The organism is Pseudomonas sp. NFX1, from assembly GCF_051123555.1.
Lineage (GTDB): Bacteria > Pseudomonadota > Gammaproteobacteria > Pseudomonadales > Pseudomonadaceae > Aquipseudomonas > Aquipseudomonas capeferrum.
This window is the reverse complement of the sequence record NZ_CP169366.1, coordinates 4,034,909-4,054,505: the sequence shown is the minus strand read 5'-3', so window position 1 is coordinate 4,054,505 and position 19,597 is coordinate 4,034,909. Positions and strand designations below refer to the sequence as shown.

18 protein-coding genes are annotated in these 19,597 nt (G+C 64.2%); 4 read left to right on the top strand and 14 right to left on the bottom strand.

The features are described from left to right. Window positions 1–205: 205 nt before the first annotated feature. The 9 genes from DJ563_RS18220 to exaC all read right to left on the bottom strand — a co-directional run bounded on the left by DJ563_RS18220 (window position 206) and on the right by exaC (window position 9,348). Window positions 206–907, bottom strand: a complete 702-nt coding sequence (locus DJ563_RS18220; protein WP_274097445.1) for a LexA family transcriptional regulator — start codon at window positions 905–907, stop codon at window positions 206–208. Between the two features lie 177 nt (window positions 908–1,084). Then, on the bottom strand, window positions 1,085–1,612 hold the full coding sequence (ppa, locus tag DJ563_RS18215; RefSeq protein WP_016497835.1) for an inorganic diphosphatase: 528 nt from the start codon (window positions 1,610–1,612) through the stop codon (window positions 1,085–1,087). Between the two features lie 92 nt (window positions 1,613–1,704). Then, window positions 1,705–2,520, bottom strand: coding sequence for a zinc-dependent peptidase (locus DJ563_RS18210; RefSeq protein ID WP_033703418.1), 816 nt, complete (start codon window positions 2,518–2,520; stop codon window positions 1,705–1,707). 8 nt (window positions 2,521–2,528) lie between these two features. Next, window positions 2,529–3,176, bottom strand: coding sequence for a DedA family protein (locus DJ563_RS18205; protein WP_033703417.1), 648 nt, complete (start codon window positions 3,174–3,176; stop codon window positions 2,529–2,531). Between the two features lie 189 nt (window positions 3,177–3,365). Continuing rightward, the gene (locus DJ563_RS18200; RefSeq protein ID WP_274097446.1) at window positions 3,366–3,824 is read right to left on the bottom strand and encodes a GNAT family N-acetyltransferase; all 459 of its coding nucleotides are present in this window, start codon (window positions 3,822–3,824) and stop codon (window positions 3,366–3,368) included. 108 nt (window positions 3,825–3,932) lie between these two features. After that, on the bottom strand, window positions 3,933–4,751 hold the full coding sequence (eutC, locus tag DJ563_RS18195) for an ethanolamine ammonia-lyase subunit EutC (RefSeq protein ID WP_274097447.1): 819 nt from the start codon (window positions 4,749–4,751) through the stop codon (window positions 3,933–3,935). Window positions 4,752–4,759: 8 nt separating this feature from the next. Continuing rightward, on the bottom strand, window positions 4,760–6,154 hold the full coding sequence (locus DJ563_RS18190; RefSeq protein ID WP_033703413.1) for an ethanolamine ammonia-lyase subunit EutB: 1,395 nt from the start codon (window positions 6,152–6,154) through the stop codon (window positions 4,760–4,762). Between the two features lie 49 nt (window positions 6,155–6,203). Continuing rightward, a complete protein-coding gene (gene eat, locus DJ563_RS18185) occupies window positions 6,204–7,652 on the bottom strand; it encodes an ethanolamine permease (protein ID WP_434518131.1) in 1,449 nt (482 codons plus the stop codon). Window positions 7,653–7,827: 175 nt separating this feature from the next. Further along, complete coding sequence (gene exaC, locus DJ563_RS18180) at window positions 7,828–9,348, bottom strand: acetaldehyde dehydrogenase ExaC (protein ID WP_274097450.1); 1,521 nt, start codon at window positions 9,346–9,348, stop codon at window positions 7,828–7,830. Between the two features lie 255 nt (window positions 9,349–9,603). On the opposite strand from exaC, the gene DJ563_RS18175 reads away from it, so the two are divergent. The 4 genes from DJ563_RS18175 to DJ563_RS18160 all read left to right on the top strand — a co-directional run bounded on the left by DJ563_RS18175 (window position 9,604) and on the right by DJ563_RS18160 (window position 13,852). Beyond that, complete coding sequence (locus DJ563_RS18175) at window positions 9,604–11,526, top strand: sigma-54-dependent Fis family transcriptional regulator (protein ID WP_434518130.1); 1,923 nt, start codon at window positions 9,604–9,606, stop codon at window positions 11,524–11,526. Between the two features lie 66 nt (window positions 11,527–11,592). Then, window positions 11,593–12,942: a UDP-N-acetylmuramate:L-alanyl-gamma-D-glutamyl-meso-diaminopimelate ligase gene (gene mpl / locus DJ563_RS18170; RefSeq protein ID WP_434518129.1), complete on the top strand. Its 1,350-nt coding sequence runs from the start codon at window positions 11,593–11,595 to the stop codon at window positions 12,940–12,942. After that, window positions 12,939–13,568 carry a flavin prenyltransferase UbiX gene (gene ubiX / locus DJ563_RS18165; RefSeq protein ID WP_033703408.1) on the top strand — a complete coding sequence of 210 codons (630 nt, stop codon included), beginning with the start codon at window positions 12,939–12,941 and terminating at the stop codon, window positions 13,566–13,568. Before mpl ends, ubiX begins: the two co-directional genes overlap by 4 nt. After that, window positions 13,565–13,852, top strand: coding sequence for a YceK/YidQ family lipoprotein (locus DJ563_RS18160; RefSeq protein WP_033703407.1), 288 nt, complete (start codon window positions 13,565–13,567; stop codon window positions 13,850–13,852). Before ubiX ends, DJ563_RS18160 begins: the two co-directional genes overlap by 4 nt. Before the next feature lie 9 nt (window positions 13,853–13,861). Here DJ563_RS18160 and DJ563_RS18155 read toward each other — a convergent pair whose 3' ends face one another. The 5 genes from DJ563_RS18155 to DJ563_RS18135 all read right to left on the bottom strand — a co-directional run bounded on the left by DJ563_RS18155 (window position 13,862) and on the right by DJ563_RS18135 (window position 19,589). Then, window positions 13,862–14,506 carry an oxidoreductase gene (locus tag DJ563_RS18155; protein ID WP_274097452.1) on the bottom strand — a complete coding sequence of 215 codons (645 nt, stop codon included), beginning with the start codon at window positions 14,504–14,506 and terminating at the stop codon, window positions 13,862–13,864. 27 nt (window positions 14,507–14,533) lie between these two features. Then, complete coding sequence (locus DJ563_RS18150; protein ID WP_274097453.1) at window positions 14,534–16,267, bottom strand: C13 family peptidase; 1,734 nt, start codon at window positions 16,265–16,267, stop codon at window positions 14,534–14,536. A 185-nt stretch (window positions 16,268–16,452) separates the two neighbouring features. Next, on the bottom strand, window positions 16,453–17,559 hold the full coding sequence (locus DJ563_RS18145) for an acetoin dehydrogenase dihydrolipoyllysine-residue acetyltransferase subunit (protein ID WP_434518128.1): 1,107 nt from the start codon (window positions 17,557–17,559) through the stop codon (window positions 16,453–16,455). Then, a complete protein-coding gene (locus DJ563_RS18140; RefSeq protein WP_434518127.1) occupies window positions 17,556–18,578 on the bottom strand; it encodes an alpha-ketoacid dehydrogenase subunit beta in 1,023 nt (340 codons plus the stop codon). Before DJ563_RS18140 ends, DJ563_RS18145 begins: the two co-directional genes overlap by 4 nt. 33 nt (window positions 18,579–18,611) lie before the next feature. Next, complete coding sequence (locus tag DJ563_RS18135) at window positions 18,612–19,589, bottom strand: thiamine pyrophosphate-dependent dehydrogenase E1 component subunit alpha (protein WP_033703401.1); 978 nt, start codon at window positions 19,587–19,589, stop codon at window positions 18,612–18,614. Window positions 19,590–19,597: the final 8 nt, after the last annotated feature.

The window sequence follows — 19,597 nt, the reverse complement described above, 5'->3', positions numbered from 1 at the left end:
CTTCTCGGGGACGCTTCCGACTAATTTATGGTAAGCCGCAACCGCCTTAACTGTGTGGTCACAAGGACCTGATAGAGATGGCAAACGCCCGTATGGGGTGTCGCCGAGCCCTCTGGACCGCGGCTTGCGCCGGTCGGGGCTAAATGTGCCGCGTAGCATACAAGGGCTCGCGCAGGATGCCCAGCAAAAAATGGCACAGTGTGTTTCAGCCGGGGCGCTGCCGGCGGAAATGCGACCAGTGGAAAACCCAGCCGAGAATCTCCAGGCCCTGTGCCTGGCGTTGGGCGCGGGTGTAGCGCTCGACGGCGTAGTTGCGCCGGTCGTGGCTGTGCAGGTACAGGGTGCCATGCTGGCCGAGGCTGAGGTTGTTTACCCTGAGCGTGCCATTGTGCAGCAGGGCGTAGGTTTCGCCCTCGATTACCTGGGTCATGCCCAGGTCCACAGCCAAGGTAGCCTCCTGCGGGATCAGCGGGGCCATGTTGGCGGCAGGCATGGCCAGGCAGATGGCCTGGTCTGCGGCAACGCCCAAGGTCTTCAGTGCTTTGCTGGGCAGGCGCAGGTATTTGCTGGCAACCGGGGCAAGCCGGCCGTTGCGCAGTTCGTGCAGGGGCACTTGCAGCATCCGGCCGCCGTGGGCCGACAGCGGGGAGGGCGGGGTGTCGTGGGTGGGCGGTGGTGGGCCGCTGCGCAAGATCGGGTTGGGGTGCTTGGGGCCTTCACCACTGCGCAGCCAGCGGCGGTGTACACAAAACAGGTCGGCCATTTCGTCGAGACGCGCCAACGGAACACCGCGCTTGAACCAGTTGTTGACGTGCTGGGGTGTGACGCTGCGTTGGGCGGCGAAATCGGAAGGGGTCAAGCCACATTCGTGAAGCAGGGCTTTGAGGCGGTCACCGGATGTGTTCATGGCCGCGAGTGTAGCGGCCGAGTGCCAGCGCGGATATGAACCGGGTGTTGATGCGCTTTGTGCGAAAAGTGCTTGGTTGTAGGGCGTTGGAGTAGGGCGACGTAGGACTTTTTACTGGCAGGGCCATCGTGAGCGCATAAAAAACCCCGCCTGGGCGGGGTTTTTCAGCAATCGGTATCAGCCTTTGTAGGCAGCAACCGATTTGGTGATCGCGGCGCGGGCGGCGTCGGCGCCATCCCAGCCTTCGATCTTGACCCACTTGCCCTTCTCGAGATCTTTGTAGTTCGCGAAGAAGTGCTCGATCTGCTGGATCAGCAGGGCCGGCAGGTCGGTGTATTCCTTGACGTCGACATACAGCTGGGACAGCTTGTCGTGCGGAACAGCGATGACCTTGGCGTCGCCGCCGCCGTCGTCGGTCATGTTCAGGATGCCGACCGGGCGGGCGCGGATGACCGAACCTGGGGCAACCGGGTACGGGGTCACGACCAGCACGTCCAGCGGATCACCGTCGTCGGCCAGGGTGTTCGGGATAAAGCCATAGTTGGCTGGGTAGAACATCGGGGTAGCCATGAAACGGTCGACGAACAGGGTGTCGCTGTCCTTGTCGATTTCGTATTTGATCGGCGCGTGGTTGGCCGGGATCTCGATGGCGACGTAGATGTCGTTCGGCAGGTCTTTGCCCGCCGGAATCTTGCTGTAGCTCATTGGGCAGTGCCCCCGTGTTTGACCAAAAAGTGGCGGCGATTATAGGCACATTCCGCCAGGGCATGCCACGCCTGGCCTGATGTGCGGCCGCGTCAGGCGTGGCTTTCGCGGTAAGCGGGGTGTTCGGCCTGCAACCGGCCAAGGCGCGCCAAAGGGTCCTGGCGGTAGAACAGCGACAGTTGCTGGTACACCTGTGGGTAGGCCTGCTGCAGCAGGTCGGGGGCGCTGAAGAAATATTCGCTGGTGACGGCAAAGAATTCCGCCGGGTTTTCCGCCGCGTACGGGTCGATGGCGGTTTCGGCGTCGGGGTTGAGGTCCAGCTGGCGATTGAGGTCGTCATAGGCCTGTTGCATGGCACTCGCCCATTCATCCACCGGCATGCCGCTGTGCAGCGGCGGCAGGCCGTTGGCATCGCCGTTGAGCATGTCGAGCTTGTGCGCCAGCTCATGGATGACTAGGTTGTAGGCCTCCCACCCACCGCTGGCCAGCACACCGTTCCAGGCCAGAATCACCGGGCCCTGTTGCCAGGCTTCGCCGCTGTGCTCGCCGTCCCACACGTGTTCCACGCCGCTGGCGTCGCGGTGGCGCTGGGGGCTTTTGAAGTCGTCGGGGTAGAGGATGATCTCGTGAAAGCCCTGGTACCAGTTCAGCTCGCCCAGGTGCAGCAAAGGCAGCTGGGCCTGGGCGGCCAGGAACAGGCGCTGCTCGTCGCTTGGCTCGACACCGGGCAGGGTGGTCAGGTGCTTTTCGTGCAGAAACAGGATGCAGGCTTCGCGCAACCAGTGGTCTTCTTCGGCGCTGATGCCGTCGAGCAACGGCAAGTGCTCGCGAACGGCCTGCCATTGCTCGGGGGCGATCGGGTAGCGCGCCAGGGTACGCTGGCGCCGCCAGGCGCTGAAAGACCACATGGCGGTGGTCAGTGCGCCTTGGCTGTACGGCCCAGGCGACCGCGCAGCAGGCCGAGCACCATCGGCACCAGCGACAGGAAGATGATGCCGACCACCATCAACGACAGATGCTGCTTGATGAACGGCACGTTGCCGAAGAAGTAACCCAAGGTCACCAGGCCACCCACCCACAGCAGCGAACCGGCGACGCTGAAGCCCAGGAAACGCGGGTAGTGCATGTGGGCGATGCCGGCGACGAACGGCGCAAAGGTGCGCAAGATCGGCAGGAAGCGCGCCAGGGTCACGGTCTTGCCGCCATGGCGCTCATAGAATTCGTGGGTGCGCTGCAAGTAGTCGCGGCGGAATATTTTCGAGTTAGGGTTGTTGAACAACCGCTCGCCGGCCGTTCGGCCAATCACGTAATTGGTACTGTCACCCAGGATTGCCGCGGCCATCAGCAGGCCCGCCAGCAGCACCGGGTCCATGCCGCCACCGGCCGCCACGGCGCCTGCGATGAACAGCAGCGAATCGCCCGGCAGGAACGGCATCACCACCAGGCCGGTTTCGCAGAAGATCACGGTGAACAGGATGGCGTAGATCCAGGGACCGTAATTGGTGACCAGCAGATCGAGGTAAGCATCGAGATGCAGGATAAGGTCCAGCGGGTTGAAATCCATGTACAGCACCTGTGTTCTTGGGCGTAGGCTCAGTTACCTGGGGATGGGTAAACTTTCACACATGACAAGTGGGCCATTATACGGCGAAGTGAGGATCATGCCCGGGGAGTTTGTAGCGGGGGGTTACCGGAGGCGGCATGGCCTGCACTGGCCGCTTCGCGGCTGAACCCGCGAAGCGGCCGGAACAGGTCAATCCGGCTGGATCGGCAGGATGTAGCTCTCGAACTCGGTGTCCTTGCGAAAACCGATGGACTCGTAGGTCTTGCGCGCCGCCTCGTTATTGGCGCTGGTCGAAACCCGCATGCGCACGGCATTGGTCTCTTTGGCCATCTTCTTCGCTTCGCGCATCAGGTGGTCGGCCACCAGCATGCGCCGCGAGTCCTCGGCTACGTAGATGTCGTTGAGAATCCACACGCGCTTGAGCGACAGCGACGAAAAGCTTGGGTACAGCTGGCAGAAGCCCAGCAGCTTGCCGTCGTCGTCGTCGGGCAGCGCCAGATAGATCACCGACTCATCGCGTTTCAGGCGTTTTTCCAGAAAGCTGCGCGAGCTGTCCGGGTAGGGCAATTGCCCATAGAACTCGCGGTATTTGACGAACAGCGGGGTCAGCAGGTCGAGGTGTTCCAGGGTTGCCTTGATGATACGCATGTGCGGCCCTCAGGATCCATTTGGGGAAACAGCGGTTTGCAAGTCGCGCTCGACAGCATGCTGCCCAATGCGGGCGAGAAGCGCAATCCGCCTTCCGTGACATGATTTTTACTCTTTTCCGAGTAGGAAGTTTCCTTTTTGGCTGGCGGGGGTATCGCTGTCGAGGCTATGGACCTCGGCTTCGTCCTTCAGATTCACCCCGGAAAGCTGCCGGCGACAGGCCTCACGCATCAAATACAGCAGGCGGTGGGCCGCCATGCCGTAGCTCAGGCCTTCCAGGCGCACGTTGGAGATGCAGTTGCGGTAGGCGTCAGTCAGGCCGACCCGTGGTGCGTAGGTGAAATACAGGCCGAGGCTGTCGGGCGAGCTCAAGCCTGGACGTTCGCCGATCAGCATCACGGTCATCCGTGCACCGAGCAACTCGCCCACCTCGTCGGCCACCGCCACCCGGCCCTGCTCCACCAGCACTACCGGGGCGCTGGTCCAGCCGTCGGCTGCGGCCTGTTCCTCGAAGCGGGTCAAAAAAGGCAGGGTGTGACGGTGCACGGCCAGGGCCGAGAGGCCGTCGGCGACCACGATGGCCAGGTCGACACCGCCCGGGTTGGCCTCGGCATGCTGACGCAGGGCCGCAATCGAGTCTTCGTTCAGCCGTCGCCCCAGGTCGGGGCGTTGCAGGTACTGGTCGCGGTCGCTGGCGGCGCTGTGCACCACCAGGCTTTCGCGCCCGCGCTCAGTAAGCTGGGCCGTCAGCCCCGCATGGTCGAACGGCAGATGCACGGCATCGCGGGCCTGGGCGTGGGCGAACTGGAAGTCCAGTTGTGCACCGGTCGGCAGGCTGGTGCCGGCGCGGCCCAGGGCGATACGGGCCGGGGTCAGGGTGCGCAGGGCCAGCCAGGGGTTGTCGGGGGTTACTGTGCGATGGTCCATGGTCATCCCTATGCAAGCTGTGCCAAGGCCTGGCGGAATGCCGGCGGCAGGTTTTCACCGAAGCGCACCCGGCCATCGGCCTGGGTGAAGATGCCGGTACGCGCCAGCCACGCCTCGAATTCCGGGCCGGGCTTGAGGCCCAGGGTCTGGCGCGCATACAGCGCGTCATGGAACGAGGTGGTCTGGTAGTTGAGCATGATGTCGTCGGAGCCTGGGATGCCCATGATGAAGTTGATACCGGCCACGCCCAGCAGGGTCAGCAGGGTGTCCATGTCGTCCTGGTCAGCTTCGGCGTGGTTGGTGTAGCAGATGTCGCAGCCCATGGGCACGCCAAGCAGCTTGCCGCAGAAATGGTCCTCGAGGCCGGCGCGGATGATCTGCTTGCCGTTGTACAGGTACTCCGGGCCGATGAAGCCGACCACGGTGTTGACCAGAAACGGCTTGAAATGCCGGGCCACGGCGTAGGCGCGGGTCTCGCAGGTCTGTTGGTCGACGCCATGGTGGGCGTTGGCCGACAGGGCGCTGCCCTGGCCGGTTTCGAAGTACATGAGGTTTTGCCCGAGGGTGCCGCGCTTGAGCGACAGGCCCGCTTCGTAGCCTTCCTGCAGCACGTTGAGGTTGATGCCAAAGCCGGCGTTGGCTGCTTCGGTGCCGGCGATCGACTGGAATACCAGGTCCAGCGGTACGCCCCGGTTGATCGCTTCGATCGAGGTGGTGACGTGGGTCAGCACGCAGGCCTGGGTGGGGATGTCGTAGCGCTGGATGATGGCGTCGAGCATCTCCAGCAGGGCGCAGATCGAGGCGATGCTGTCGGTGGCCGGGTTGATGCCAATCATGGCGTCGCCGTTGCCGTACAACAGGCCGTCGAGAATGCTGGCGGCAATCCCGGCTGGCTCGTCGGTTGGGTGATTGGGCTGCAGGCGGGTCGACAGGCGCCCACGCAGGCCCATGGTGCCGCGAAAACGGGTGACCACGCGGATTTTCTGCGCCACCAGGATCAGGTCCTGAACGCGCATGATCTTCGACACTGCCGCCGCCATCTCCGGTGTCAGGCCCGGTGCCAGGGCACGCAGGCTGTCTTCGTCGGCCTCCTCGCTGAGCAGCCAGTCGCGCAGGCCGCCCACGGTCAGGTGGCTGACCGGCGCGAAGGCCTGGGCGTCGTGGGTGTCGATGATCAGGCGGGTGACCTCGTCCGCTTCGTAGGGGATCAGCGCCTCGTTCAGGAAGTGCGTGAGCGGGATGTTGGCCAAGGCCATCTGCGCGGCGACCCGCTCGCCGTCATTGCTGGCGGCGACACCCGCGAGGAAATCCCCCGAACGTGCGGGGCTGGCCTTGGCCATCACGTCCTTGAGGCTGTCGAAGCGGTAGACCAGGTGGCCTACCGTGTGTACGAAACTTGCCATACAGATTCTCCAGAGCGCCGCGGGGCTGGCCCGCGGCGGGTGTCGGCGATCAGTTCAGGGCCTCTTCGGCCTTCTGGATCGCGGCGAATTCCTCTTCCGGTGTGCCCGCTACCAGGTGGTGGCGGCTGTAGAAAGCAAAGTAGGCAATTAATACTCCATAGATCACCGCAGCGCCAATCACAACCCGTGGGTCGACCAGGAAGCCCGCCACCACGGCGATGCACGCCAATACCAGGGCAACGCCGGAGGTGAAGATGCCGCCCGGGGTGCGATACGGCCGCTCCATCTTCGGCCGGCGGATACGCAGGGTGATGTGCGCAGCCATCATCAGTACGTAGGACAGCGTCGCGCCGAACACCGCGACCAGGATCAACAGGTCACCCTGGCCGGTCAGCGACAGGCCGAAACCGATGAGGCCGGGGATGATCAGCGCCAGTACCGGTGCCTTGCTCTTGTTGGTCTGGGAAAGTTTGCGCGGCAGGTAGCCCGCACGCGACAGCGCGAAGATCTGCCGTGAATAGGCATAGATGATCGAGAAGAAGCTGGCGATCAGGCCTGCCAGGCCCACCAGGTTGACGAAGCTGCCCATCCAGGTGGAGCCGCCATAGGCTTTGGACAGTGCCTCGACCAGCGGGTTGCCCGAGGCCTTGAGTGCTTCGGAGCCCGCAGCGCCAGGGCCGACCACCAGAATCAGCAGGGCGAAGGCCAGCAATACCAGCATCGCGCCGATCAGGCCGCGTGGCAGGTCGCGTTTCGGGTTCTTGGTTTCTTCGGCGGCCAGGGGCACGCCTTCGACGGCAAGAAAGAACCAGATCGCATAGGGGATCGCGGCCCACACGCCGACATAGCCGAACGGCAGGAAGCTGCTGGCGCCTACGGCGTCCGTCTTGGCGATGTCGAACAGGTTGGCTGCATCAAAATGGGGCACCATGCTCACCAGGAACACGGCCAGGGCAATGGCGGCGATGGCGGTGATGATGAACATCAGTTTCAACGCTTCACCCACCCCGAAGATGTGGATGCCGATGAACACGATGTAGAAGGCCAGGTAGATGACCCAGCCGCCGATGCCGAACAGCGATTCACAATAGGCGCCGATGAACACGGCGATCGCCGCAGGGGCAATGGCGTATTCGATGAGGATGGCCGTACCGGTGAGAAAGCCGCCCCAAGGGCCGAATGCGCTGCGGGCGAAGCCGTAGCCACCGCCTGCGGTGGGGATCATCGACGACAGTTCGGCCAGCGAGAAGCACATGCACAGGTACATGGTGGCCATCAGCAGGGTAGCGAGGAACATGCCGCCCCAGCCGCCTTGGGCCAGGCCGAAGTTCCACCCGGCGTAGTCGCCGGAGATCACATAGGCGACCCCAAGGCCGACCAGCAATACCCAGCCGGCGGCGCCTTTTTTCAGTTCACGTTGCTGGAAATAGTCTGAACCGACCTTTTCGAAGTCGACGGAAGAGCCTGCCGGCGCATTGCCGGAATGATCGCTGGGCATAGTTTCACCTGTTGTTTTTCTTGGTGGCCGGAGAGGTTCCGGCCGATGGTGATGGGTACTGCAGGAAGCGAGCCATGGCGCTACAAGCCGCAAGCTACAAGCCTCAAGAAAAAGCAGTTGGGTGCTGTACCCGCTGTTTCTTGCAGCTTGTAGCTTGCAACTTGAAGCTGTTTTTCTAGAAGAAGCCCAGCGGGTTGATGTCGTAGCTCACCAGCAGGTTCTTGGTCTGCTGGTAGTGATCGAGCATCATTTTGTGGGTCTCACGGCCAACGCCGGACTTCTTGTAACCGCCGAACGCGGCATGCGCCGGGTACAGGTGGTAGCAGTTGGTCCACACGCGGCCGGCCTTGATGCCGCGGCCCATGCGGTAGGCGCGGTTGATGTCGCGGGTCCACACGCCGGCACCGAGGCCGAACTCGGTGTCGTTGGCAATCGCCAGTGCTTCGGCTTCGTCCTTGAAGGTGGTGACGCTGACCACCGGGCCGAAGATTTCCTCCTGGAACACCCGCATGCGGTTGTTGCCCTTGAGCAGGGTCGGCTGGATGTAGTAACCGGTCGACAGCGCGCCTTCGAGTTTTTCCACCTTGCCGCCGGTCAGCAGCTCGGCGCCTTCTTCCTTGGCGATTTCCAGGTACGACAGGATCTTCTCGAACTGTTGCTGCGACGCCTGAGCGCCGACCATGGTGTCGGTGTCCAGCGGGTCGCCGCGCTTGATCTGCAGGACCTTCTTCATCACCACTTCCATGAACTGCGGGTAGATCGACTCCTGCACCAGCGCACGCGACGGGCAGGTGCACACTTCGCCCTGGTTGAAGAACGCCAGCACCATGCCCTCGGCGGCCTTGTCGATGAAGCTTGGCTCGGCCTGCATGATGTCTTCGAAGTACACGTTAGGCGACTTGCCGCCCAGTTCGACGGTGGACGGGATGATGTTCTCGGCAGCGCATTTCATGATGTGCGAGCCGACCGGGGTCGAGCCGGTAAAGGCGATTTTGGCGATACGTTTGCTGGTAGCCAACGCTTCGCCCGCTTCGCGGCCATAACCCTGAACCACGTTGAGCACGCCTTTGGGCAGCAAGTCGCCGATCAGTTCCATCAGTACGGTGATACCCAGCGGCGTCTGCTCGGCGGGTTTGAGCACCACGCAGTTGCCTGCGGCCAGGGCCGGGGCGAGTTTCCAGGCGGCCATCAGCAGCGGGAAGTTCCACGGGATGATCTGCCCGACCACGCCCAGTGGCTCGTGAATGTGATAGGAGACGGTGCCTTCGTTGATCTCGGCGGCGCCGCCTTCCTGGGCGCGGATGCAGCCGGCGAAGTAACGGAAGTGATCGACCGCCAGCGGGATGTCGGCATTGAGGGTTTCGCGGACCGGCTTGCCGTTGTCCCAGGTTTCGGTAATGGCCAGCACTTCAAGGTTCTGTTCGATGCGGTCGGCGATCTTCAGCAGAACATTGGAACGGTCCTGGACCGAGGTGCGGCCCCAGGCGTCGGCGGCGGCGTGGGCGGCATCCAGGGCCTTGTCGATGTCTTCGGCAGTGGAGCGGGGAAACTCTGCGATCAGCTTGCCATTCACCGGGGAGGTGTTTTCGAAGTACTGCCCCTTGACCGGTGCTACGAACTCACCACCGATGTAGTTGCCGTAGCGGCTCTTGAAGGAAACCTTCGCGCCGTCGGTACCGGGATGTGCGTAACGCATGGTGTGTCTCCTGGCTATTGTGTTTGTTAGGGAGTTGAAAAGCGTAGAGCAAAGGTTGGGCCAGTGTTTTGAGGGCCATCAAAATCAACCACTTGGGACGGTTCTGTGGGGTTCGCCGGCGACCGCTGCGCCAGGGCTGGCACGGCCTGGGTGACACTTTGTACCGTTTGCGACACGCAGCGGTACGCTGCATTGCAAAGCCCTGCCGGGTGGAGGATGCTGGCTGAACGCTCTATCTGCGGAGAACGACAACAAATGCAGAGCAACCACCTGAGTCGCCATGCCCAGCAAGTGCACACCGTTGCCCATGGTGAAGCTGGGGAGGGCGGCAGTGACCCGGCCATCGCGCGTTCCTGGCTGCGTTGTCTTGAGGAGCACCACCTCGACCCGACGCTGATCGAAGCCCCTGTGGTGCTTGAGCACGGGCGCCTGCTGGAAAGCCGCGAGCGCCTGCGCCAGGTACTGAAAATTGCCGACAGCGAGATGAACAGCCTGCATCAGCAGCTCTCTGGCGCCGGCCATGCGGTGCTGCTGACCGATGCCCGCGGGGTGATCCTCAACTGTGTCAGCGCACCCACCGAGCGGCGTATCTTCGAGCGGGCCGGGTTGTGGCTGGGCGCAGACTGGAGCGAGGCGCGCGAAGGCACCAACGGCATCGGTACCTGCCTGGTCGAGCGCCAGGCACTGACCATTCATCAGCACGAGCATTTTCGTGGCCGCCACACCGGCCTGACCTGCTCGGCAAGCCCGGTGTTCGACCCGCATGGCGATCTGTTGGCGGTGCTCGACGTGTCGTCGGCGCGGCCGGATGTCTCGCGTCAGAGCCAGTTCCACACTATGGCCCTGGTCAACCTGTCGGCCAAGATGATCGAGAGCTGTTACTTCCTGCGTCATTTCGAACAGCAATGGCTGCTGCGTTTTCATCTGCACGCCGAGTCGGTCGGCTTGTTCAGCGAGGGCTTGCTGGCCTTCGAGGCTGATGGGCGGATCTGCGCGGCCAACCAGAGTGCACTCAACTTGCTGGGTACCGTGCGCGGGGGCGTGCTGGGCAAGCCGGTGGAGCGTTTTTTTGCCTGCAGCCTCGACGAACTGTTCAGCCGCGCCGTACCCGGCGGCAGTACCGTCTGGCCGTTGCACACGCGTGACGGTCGCCAGGTGTTCGCCAGCCTGCGTGGCCAGGCGCGCACGCCGGTGTGGTCGGTGCCGCTCGGCCACCCTCGGCCCCCGCGCGAAGCAGAACCCGGCATCTGCCTGCTCGACCCGGCGTTGCAAAATGACTTTCGCCGCTGTGTGCGGGTGTTCGAACGTGATGTGCCGCTGCTGCTGCGCGGCGAGACCGGTTGCGGCAAGGAGGCCTTCGCGCAGGCGGTGCACCAGGCCAGCCAGCGAAGCGGCAAACCGTTCGTGGCGGTCAACTGCGCGTCTATTCCGGAGAGCCTGATCGAGAGCGAGCTGTTCGGTTATCGCGGTGGTAGCTTTACCGGCGCGCGCAAGGAAGGCATGCGCGGCAAGTTGTTGCAGGCCGATGGCGGTACGTTGCTGCTGGACGAGATCGGTGACATGCCGCTGGCCTTGCAGACGCGCCTGTTGCGGGTGCTGGAAGAGCGCCAGGTGGTACCGATTGGCGGCGAGCCCCAGGCCGTTGACGTGCGCATCGTCAGTGCGACCCACCGCGACCTGCTGGAGCGGGTGGCGCAGGGCACGTTCCGCGAGGACCTGTATTACCGCCTCAATGGCCTGGAAGTGGCCCTGCCGGCGGTGCGCGAGCGTAGTGACAAGGGCCAGTTGCTGGACTTTCTGCTGCATCAGGAAGCGCAGGGGCAGCCCCTGCAGATCGCGCCTGATGCACGGCACGCGTTGCTGCAGTTCCCGTGGCCCGGCAACGTGCGGCAGATGCGCAACACACTGCGCACCCTGGTAGCGCTCTGCGACAACGGCCGCATCGAATCTGCCGACCTACCGACCATCTTCCACAACACCGCCCCCCCATCTTCCGCGACTACTGCATACCCCGACCGCAACCCAAGCCCGCCGCTACAAGACGCCGAGCGCCAAGCCCTGCTGACGGTACTGGAGGCAAACCGCTGGCACTTGACCCGCGTCGCCGAGCATCTGGGCATCAGCCGCAATACCTTGTATCGAAAACTGCGCAAACACGGCATAGCACGGGCCGGCTGAGCGAAACAGCGGGTGCGATTTCCTGCGCCCTGGGCTACCCTGCCTCGATGTTTTGCGAGGTCGACCATGCATATTCACATTCTCGGTATTTGCGGCACGTTCATGGGTTCCCTGGCGGTGCTGGCCAAAGCGCTTGGCCACCGCGTCACCGGCTCCGACGCCAATGTCTATCCCCCGATGAGCACCCAGCTCGAAGCCCAGGGCATCGAGCTGACCCAAGGCTATGACCCGGCTCAGCTAGACCCGGCACCCGACCTGGTAGTGGTCGGCAATGCCATGTCGCGGGGCAACCCGGCGGTGGAGTACGTGCTGAACAAGGGCCTGCCCTACGTCTCCGGCCCGCAGTGGCTGGCCGACCACGTGCTGCAGGGCCGCTGGGTACTGGCCGTTGCCGGTACCCATGGCAAGACCACCACCAGCAGCATGCTGGCCTGGGTATTGGAGCACGCCGGCATGAGCCCGGGGTTCCTGATTGGCGGTGTGCCGCAGAACTTCTCGGTGTCGGCGCGCCTGGGCGACACCCCGTTCTTCGTGGTCGAGGCCGATGAGTACGACAGTGCGTTCTTCGATAAACGTTCGAAGTTCGTCCACTACCACCCGCGCACGGCCATCCTCAACAACCTTGAATTCGATCACGCAGACATCTTCCCTGACCTTGCGTCCATCGAGCGGCAGTTTCACCACCTGGTGCGCACTATCCCGAGCGAAGGCCTGGTGATTCACCCCACCACCGAGCAGGCGCTGGAACGCGTCATCGGCATGGGCTGCTGGACCCCGGTACAAACCACCGGTGAAGGCGGGCAGTGGCAGGCGCGCCTGCTCAGTGCCGATGGTGCGCGCTTTGAAGTGCTGTTCGAGGGCGAGGCCCAAGGCGTGGTCGACTGGCCATTGACCGGGCAGCACAACGTCGCCAACGCCTTGGCCACCCTGGCCGCCGCGCGCCATGTAGGCGTGGTGCCAGCCATGGGCATCGCCGGGCTGAGCGCCTTCAAGAGCGTCAAGCGGCGCATGGAGACGGTCGCCGAGGTGCAGGGCGTGACCATCTATGACGATTTCGCCCATCACCCGACCGCCATCGCCACCACCCTCGACGGCCTGCGCAAGCGTGTGGGCGAAGCGCCGGTGATCGCGGTGATCGAGCCACGTTCCAACTCGATGAAGCTGGGCGCCCACCGTGACGGCCTGCCGGAAAGCGTCAACGACGCCGACCAGGTGATCTGGTACGCCCCGGCCAACCTGGGCTGGGACCTGGCCGCCACGGCAGCGCAGTGCAAGGTGCCGAGCGTGGTCGCCGACAGCCTGGAGGCGATCATCGAGCGCATCAAGGGCCAGGCCCGCCCAGGCACCCACGTGGTGATCATGAGCAACGGCGGCTTCGGCGGCCTGCACGGCAAGTTGGCCGAGGCGCTCAAGTGAGCGGGCCGCAGCGCATCACCCTGGCCATGACGGGCGCCTCTGGCGCTCAATATGGCCTGCGCCTGCTCGACTGCCTGGTGCGCGAGGACCGCGAGGTGCACTTCCTCATCTCCAAGGCCGCGCAGCTGGTGATGTCTACCGAAACCGACGTGTTGCTGCCGCCCAAGCCCCAGGCGATGCAGGCGTTTCTGACCGAGTACACCGGCGCTGCCGATGGGCAGATCCGCGTGTATGGCAAGGAAGACTGGATGTCGCCGGTGGCCTCGGGCTCCGGCGCGCCGGCGGCGATGGTGGTGGTGCCATGCTCCACCGGCACCTTGTCGGCGATTGCCACCGGTGCTTGCAACAACCTGATCGAGCGTGCCGCCGACGTCACCCTCAAAGAGCGCCGTCAGTTGATTCTGGTACCGCGCGAGGCGCCGTTCTCGACCATCCACCTGGAGAACATGCTCAAGCTCTCGCAGATGGGTGCGGTCATTCTGCCGGCGGCCCCGGGCTTCTACCATCAGCCACAGACCATCGACGACCTGATCGATTTCGTCGTAGCGCGCATTCTCAACCTGCTGGACATCCCCCAGGACATGCTGCCGCGTTGGGGCGAGCATCACTTTGGGGCGGATGATTGAAACGCGCACTGTCGGGGCTGGTGGCGCTGACGCTGCTGAGTGGATGTGCCACGGTGCGCACGCTGGATGCCAACAAGCCGGGCGCACCGGTGGTGTACGCCGGCACCCGGCTGGACCTGTATGTGATGAATGGCGGGTGCTGCCCGAAGGATCACTTCGGGGCTGAGGCCCCGGGATACCCAGGGTTGGACCTGCCCGGCAGTATGTTGCTGGACACCCTGCTGCTGCCGTTATCACTGCTGACGGCAGCGGGGGTCGGCTTCCAGGCTACCGGCGGCCTTTGATTGCCTACGCTATATCTTGCCCAGCCGGCGCAGTTCATCCGACTCGATGACCCGCACCCCGTCTTCTTCTTCCAGCGCCAAGCGCCATAGCGCCCGTGCCAGTGTGCAAGCCTCGATACCCCGGTACTTGCCAGGTATCAGCTTGGAAAGCGGCGAAATCAGCTGTTCGCCGAGCCGAGGCTCGATGCGGTCCCCTAGCAGCAGCGAGGGCCGGACGATGGTCAGTTGCGGCCAGTCCTGGGCCTTGAGCGCTTCTTCCATTTCGCCCTTGACCCGGTTGTAGAAAATCGATGACTTAGGGTCGGCGCCGAGTGCGCTGACCACCAGCAGATGCCGCGCACCCAGCTCGCGGGCACGTTTGCTGAAGGCCACTACCATGTCCAGGTCCACGGCGCGGAACGCCGACTCGGAGCCAGCCTGCTTGAGTGTGGTCCCCAGGCAGCAATAGGCGATATCCACCCGCCCAGCCAGTTGCGGTAGGAACACCGCCGGATCACCCACCGGGTTTTCCAGGTGTGGGTGTTCAGCCAGTGGCCGGCGTGTAGGCGCCAGTACCCGGCTGATGGTCGGCTCGTTGAGCAGGCGGTCGAGCAGGTGTTCACCCGTCAGACCCGTGGCACCGGCAAGCAGGACATGCTGAGGCGTCAAATACATGATGTCTCTCCCTTGTTACACACAAGCTTAGTGGTTGGCCGGCTTTTTTGCCTGCTCCTCCACGGTGGCCTGTGCAGCATTGCGTAACGCTTCTTCGGCCTGTTGCCGTCTTAGGTGCTGCCAGTGTGCCAGTACGGCTGGCGGCGCCCAAAGCTGCGGTTCCGAGGCCTCGAAACCTTCCTTTTGTTCTCTTTCGGCAACGCTGGCGCGCGCCAGTTCAAACGCTTGTTTCAGGTCGTCGGTCTGGTTCAGCGCTTCGGCGAACAGGGCATCGCCAAAGTAGGTGAAATCCGCTTCTTCCGAGCAGCCGAACGACACCCGGTCGGCGCGGGCGGCGGTCATGATCACCGTGCGATCATCCTTGAGCGGGGCGATATAGCCCCCTGAATAGCAGGCGGAAATGACGATTATCTTGTCGCGATCTTTCAGCGGTGCCAGGGCACTGGCCAGTTCGTCGGCGGGCAGGTCGGCCAGTTGCAGGCGCGGCTGGTCGAGCACCAGTTGGTGGTCCTGGCTGCCGTGGCTGGTGAGGTAGATGAACACCAGGTCCTCGGGGCCGCTGCGCTCGGCCAAGGTGCGGGCGGCGCGGGTGAGGTTCTCGCGGGTGGCCATGGGGCGGCTGGCCATATGGTCGCGGTGATTGACCAGCGTGACCTGGCCGCGGGCGCCAAAGCGGACCTTGAGCATGTTGCTGACATAGTCGGCTTCGCGCAGGAATACGCTTTGCTGGCCGTCGCCGGCCACTACCAGGCTGTACAACTGGATCGCCGGCGCGGTGTGCGGTACCCGCGCCAGCGCGTCTTCAAGCAGGTGGCCCTGGTTGAGCAGGGCCAGGTCCAGCGGGTCGGGCAACAGCGCGCCCTTTTCGTCGCGCACGCGTACGCCGTTGACCCAGGTGCCGCCCTCGACTTTGCCGTTGGCCAGGGTCAGTCGGCCGTGGCCGTGGTAGGCATCGTTTTCGAAGCCACCGGTGTACTTGCTGCCGTCAGCCAGCTGCAGGCTGCCCTGGCCAGACAGGTGCCAGTCGACGAAACCGCCCTTGTAGTGGCTGCCATCACTGCCGAGCAGTTCGCCCTCGCCAATCAATGAGCCGTCCTTGAACGCGCCGATCCAGACGTCACCGTCGGCGCTTTCATAGCGCCCGCGGCCTTCCAGGCGGTTGTCCTTGAACTCGCCGATGTACTGTTCGCCGTCGACGCTGTCGTAGGTGCCGCTGCCTTGCAGCAGGCCATCGACGAAACGGCCGCTGAACTGGTTGCCGCTGGCATCGCTGCGCACCCCGGCACCGTTCGGTTTGCCTTTGGCGAACAGGCCCTGGTAGCGGCTGCCGTCGGCCAGCTCCAGCTCGCCCGCGCCTTCGTACTGGTCGTCCTTGAACTGGCCGCGGTAGGTCTGGTCGGCTTGCTTGAGGGTGCCTTCGCCGTCGCGCCGGCCGTGCTTGAAAGTACCGGCATAGTGGCTGCCCGGCGTGGTCAGGTCACCCAGGCCCTGGAACAGGCCCTCGGCGAACTGGCCCCGGTAGACTTCACCGTTCTGGCCGTGCCACTCGCCCTGGCCATGCCACTGGCCATTTTTGAAGCCGCCGGCGTACCAGCTGCCGTTTGGGTAGTCGATGCGCCCCTCGCCCTGCAGCAGGCCGTCAACCACCTCACCCCGGTAGCGCCCGCCGTCGGGCAGGCGTGCGTCCGGAGGCAATAGCGATTCGCCATCTCCGCACGCGGCAAGCAACAGGACCAAGGTGATGGGGAGCAATGGACGCATGGTGGAGACCGGGCAATAGGTCTGCCGAGTATGACGCAGAATGGGGGGTTGAGACAGTGAACGAGTGGGGGCGGACGGTGCATGCCTTGATTGTTTCGGCGCCTATGAGACCGAGCGCCGCCCGCGCGGCGCTCGATCTCATAGGCGCTGCACATCCCAAGGCGAACACCTGCACGCCCCCCCCTTCAATGCCCCCGCAAAAACGCCCCCATCCTCCGATTCACCTCCTCGGCCGCCTCCATCTGCACCATGTGGCCAGCATCTGGCAGCACCAGTACTTCGGCCTCCAGCCCGTCGGCATGGCTGGCCGGGATGATCGCGTCCTTCCCGCCCCAGATCACCAGCGCCGGGTGCTGCCCCAGCACGCCCCGCAGGTCGTGGCGCTGCTGGTCGCCTTCGGCAATGGCCGACCCCAGTTGGCATAACGCCGCGTCGACACCCTCCAGCCGCTTGAACTTGAGCATGTCCTCCAGCAACTGCCGGGTAACCAGCGCCGGGTCGGCAAACAGCTGCACCATCTGCGGCTTGAGTGCATTGCGGTTGGCAGCGGCCACGAAGCCTTCCAGGTACTGGCCGTTGATCGCTGTGCCTAGCCCGGCACTGGCCACCAGGCTCAGGCTTGCCACCCGCTGCGGCGCCAGGCGTGCCACGTTGAGGCTGACCGCACCGCCCATCGAATGCCCGGCCAGGTGGGCCCGGGGGATCTCCAGGTGGTCGAGCAGTGCCAGTACCGCTTCGCTCAGTTCATCCAGGTCCCCGCGTTGCAGCGCCTTGGCCGACTCGCCATGCCCGGGCAGGTCGAGCGCGATGACGCGGCGTTCGGCGGCCAGCGCCGGGTGGTTGAACAGCCAGTTGTTCAAATCACCGCCAAAGCCGTGCACCAGCACCAGCGGCGTACCGCCTTCGCCCAGTTCGAACCAGCGCAACAGGCGGCCGCCCACTTCGGCTTTTTGCGGGGCTGGGCCCTGCGCCTGGTCTGCGCCACCTTCGGCGACGAACTCGGCCTGGAAGCGCTGCACCACGGCGTCGATCTCGGCCTCGTCGGCTTCGCCTTCGACCACCACCGCCAGCAGCGCACCGACCGGCAGGGTTTCATCCGGCTTGGCCACCAGGCGGCGCAGTACACCGCTGAAGGGGGCTTCGACGCTGCTGCTGATCTTGTCGGTCTCGACGTCCAGCACTTCGTCGCCCTTGCTGATGGCGTCACCTTCCTGCTTGAGCCAGGTATCCACCCGGCCCTCGGTCATCGACAAGCCCCACTTGGGCATGGTCAGCGTATGGATCTGGCTCATGCGGCACTCCTTGCGGCTTCGATTACCTTGCGCACGGCGGCCTCGATTTTCGTCGCGTCGGGGATGTACAGGTCTTCCAGGGCGTCGGAGAACGGCACCGGCGTATGCGGCGCGGTGACCATCTCGATCGGGCCCTTGAGGGCGCCGAAGGCTTTTTGCGCCACCAGTGCACTGATGTCGGTGGCCATCGAGCAGCGCGGGTTGGCTTCGTCGATCACCACCAGGCGGCCGGTCTTCTCAACGCTTTCGAGAATGCTGTCTTCATCCAGCGGGCTGGTGGTGCGCAGGTCCAGCACTTCGCAGTCGATGCCCTGGCGGGCGAGGTTGTTGGCGGCCTCCAGGGCCACATGGACCATGCGCCCGTAGGTCACCAGGGTCACATCGTCGCCGTCGCGCAGGAAGTTGGCTTCACCGAACGGCACCGTGTAGACCTCTTCCGGCACTTCGCCCTGCATGCTGTAGAGCAGTTTGTGCTCGCAGAAGATCACCGGGTCGTTGTCGCGTATCGCCTGAATCAGCAGGCCCTTGGCATCGTACGGCGAAGAGGGGCAGACCACCTTCAGCCCGGGGATGTGCGTCCACAACGAGGTGAGCATCTGCGAGTGCTGGGCCGCCGCGCGCAGGCCGGCGCCGTACATGGTGCGCATCACCAGCGGGGTCACCGCCTTGCCGCCGAACATGTAGCGAAACTTGGCGGCCTGGTTGAGGATCTGGTCCAGGCAGCAGCCGGCAAAATCCACGAACATCAGTTCGCACACCGGGCGCAGACCTTGGGTCGCGGCACCCACGGCGGCGCCGACATAGCCGATCTCGGACAGCGGCGCATCCAGTACCCGGCCTGGGAACTGGTGGTAGAGGCCTTTGGTCACGCCCAGCACGCCGCCCCAGGCATCCTCTTCGCCAGGGGCACCGGCACCGCCGGCGACGTCTTCACCGATGATGAACACGGTGCTGTCACGGCGCATTTCCTGGGCCAGGGCTTCGTTGATGGCCTGCTGGTAGCTGATCTTTCTTGCCATGGTGATTCTCCTCTTGTTCTTGTAATCCGCGGCTCAGGGGTAGCTGACGTAGACGTCGCTGAGCAGGTCGGCGGGCTGTGGCTTGGGATCGGATTTCGCGCGGCGCACAGCGTCTTCGATCAGGTCTTCGACACGGGCGTCGATGGCGTCCAGTTGTTCGGCACTGAGCAGGCCGGCGCGGGTGGTCTTGTTGCGGAACTGCATCAGGCAATCGCGGGTTTCGCGCAGGTTCTTCACTTCATCCGGGGCGCGGTAGGTTTGCGCGTCACCTTCGAAGTGGCCGTAGTAGCGGCTGAGCTTGACCTCGATCAGCGAGGGCCCTTGCCCGCTACGCGCCCGTTCGATGGCGGCGCCGGCGGCCTCGTACACGGCGAAGAAATCGAAGCCGTCGATGGTCACACCCGGCATGCCGAAACCGGCGGCGCGGTCGGCAATGTGGTCGCAGGCCACCGACCAGTTCGAGGCCGTTGCCTCGGCGTAGCCGTTGTTCTCGGCGACGAAGATGCACGGCAGGTTCATGATCGCGGCCATGTTCATGGCTTCGAACACGGCGCCCTCGTTGGAGGCGCCGTCGCCGAAGAAGGCCACCGACACGTCGTCGCGGCCCTTGAGCTTGGCGGCCAGGGCAGCACCGGCAACCAGCGGCGCGCCGGCCCCGACGATGCCGTTGGCGCCGAGCATGCCCTTTTCCAGGTCGGCAATGTGCATGGAGCCGCCCTTGCCGCCGCATACGCCAGTTCTCTTGCCGTAGATCTCGGCCATCATGCCGTACACATCCACGCCCTTGGCGATGCAGTGGCCGTGCCCGCGGTGGGTCGAGGCAATGCAGTCGCTGTCGCGCAGGTGGGCCATGACCCCTGCGGCGGAGGCCTCCTCGCCAGCATAGAGGTGGACGAACCCGGGGATCTCGCCGGTGGCGAACTCCACGTGCAGACGCTCTTCGAATGCGCGGATGGTGCGCATCACTTCATAGGCATGCAGCAGTTGTTCGGTACTGAGTTGATTGGACATCTTGTTGT

Bases quoted from the DNA above. Each gene is read 5' to 3' on its own strand.
- DJ563_RS18220 (WP_274097445.1), bottom strand. From the start codon at position 907: ATGAACACATCCGGTGACCGCCTCAAAGCCCTGCTTCACGAATGTGGC.
- ppa (WP_016497835.1), bottom strand. From the start codon at position 1,612: ATGAGCTACAGCAAGATTCCGGCGGGCAAAGACCTGCCGAACGACATC.
- DJ563_RS18210 (WP_033703418.1), bottom strand. From the start codon at position 2,520: ATGTGGTCTTTCAGCGCCTGGCGGCGCCAGCGTACCCTGGCGCGCTAC.
- DJ563_RS18205 (WP_033703417.1), bottom strand. From the start codon at position 3,176: ATGGATTTCAACCCGCTGGACCTTATCCTGCATCTCGATGCTTACCTC.
- DJ563_RS18200 (WP_274097446.1), bottom strand. From the start codon at position 3,824: ATGCGTATCATCAAGGCAACCCTGGAACACCTCGACCTGCTGACCCCG.
- eutC (WP_274097447.1), bottom strand. From the start codon at position 4,751: ATGGACCATCGCACAGTAACCCCCGACAACCCCTGGCTGGCCCTGCGC.
- DJ563_RS18190 (WP_033703413.1), bottom strand. From the start codon at position 6,154: ATGGCAAGTTTCGTACACACGGTAGGCCACCTGGTCTACCGCTTCGAC.
- eat (WP_434518131.1), bottom strand. From the start codon at position 7,652: ATGCCCAGCGATCATTCCGGCAATGCGCCGGCAGGCTCTTCCGTCGAC.
- exaC (WP_274097450.1), bottom strand. From the start codon at position 9,348: ATGCGTTACGCACATCCCGGTACCGACGGCGCGAAGGTTTCCTTCAAG.
- DJ563_RS18175 (WP_434518130.1), top strand. From the start codon at position 9,604: ATGCAGAGCAACCACCTGAGTCGCCATGCCCAGCAAGTGCACACCGTT.
- mpl (WP_434518129.1), top strand. From the start codon at position 11,593: ATGCATATTCACATTCTCGGTATTTGCGGCACGTTCATGGGTTCCCTG.
- DJ563_RS18155 (WP_274097452.1), bottom strand. From the start codon at position 14,506: ATGTATTTGACGCCTCAGCATGTCCTGCTTGCCGGTGCCACGGGTCTG.
- DJ563_RS18150 (WP_274097453.1), bottom strand. From the start codon at position 16,267: ATGCGTCCATTGCTCCCCATCACCTTGGTCCTGTTGCTTGCCGCGTGC.
- DJ563_RS18145 (WP_434518128.1), bottom strand. From the start codon at position 17,559: ATGAGCCAGATCCATACGCTGACCATGCCCAAGTGGGGCTTGTCGATG.
- DJ563_RS18140 (WP_434518127.1), bottom strand. From the start codon at position 18,578: ATGGCAAGAAAGATCAGCTACCAGCAGGCCATCAACGAAGCCCTGGCC.
- DJ563_RS18135 (WP_033703401.1), bottom strand. From the start codon at position 19,589: ATGTCCAATCAACTCAGTACCGAACAACTGCTGCATGCCTATGAAGTG.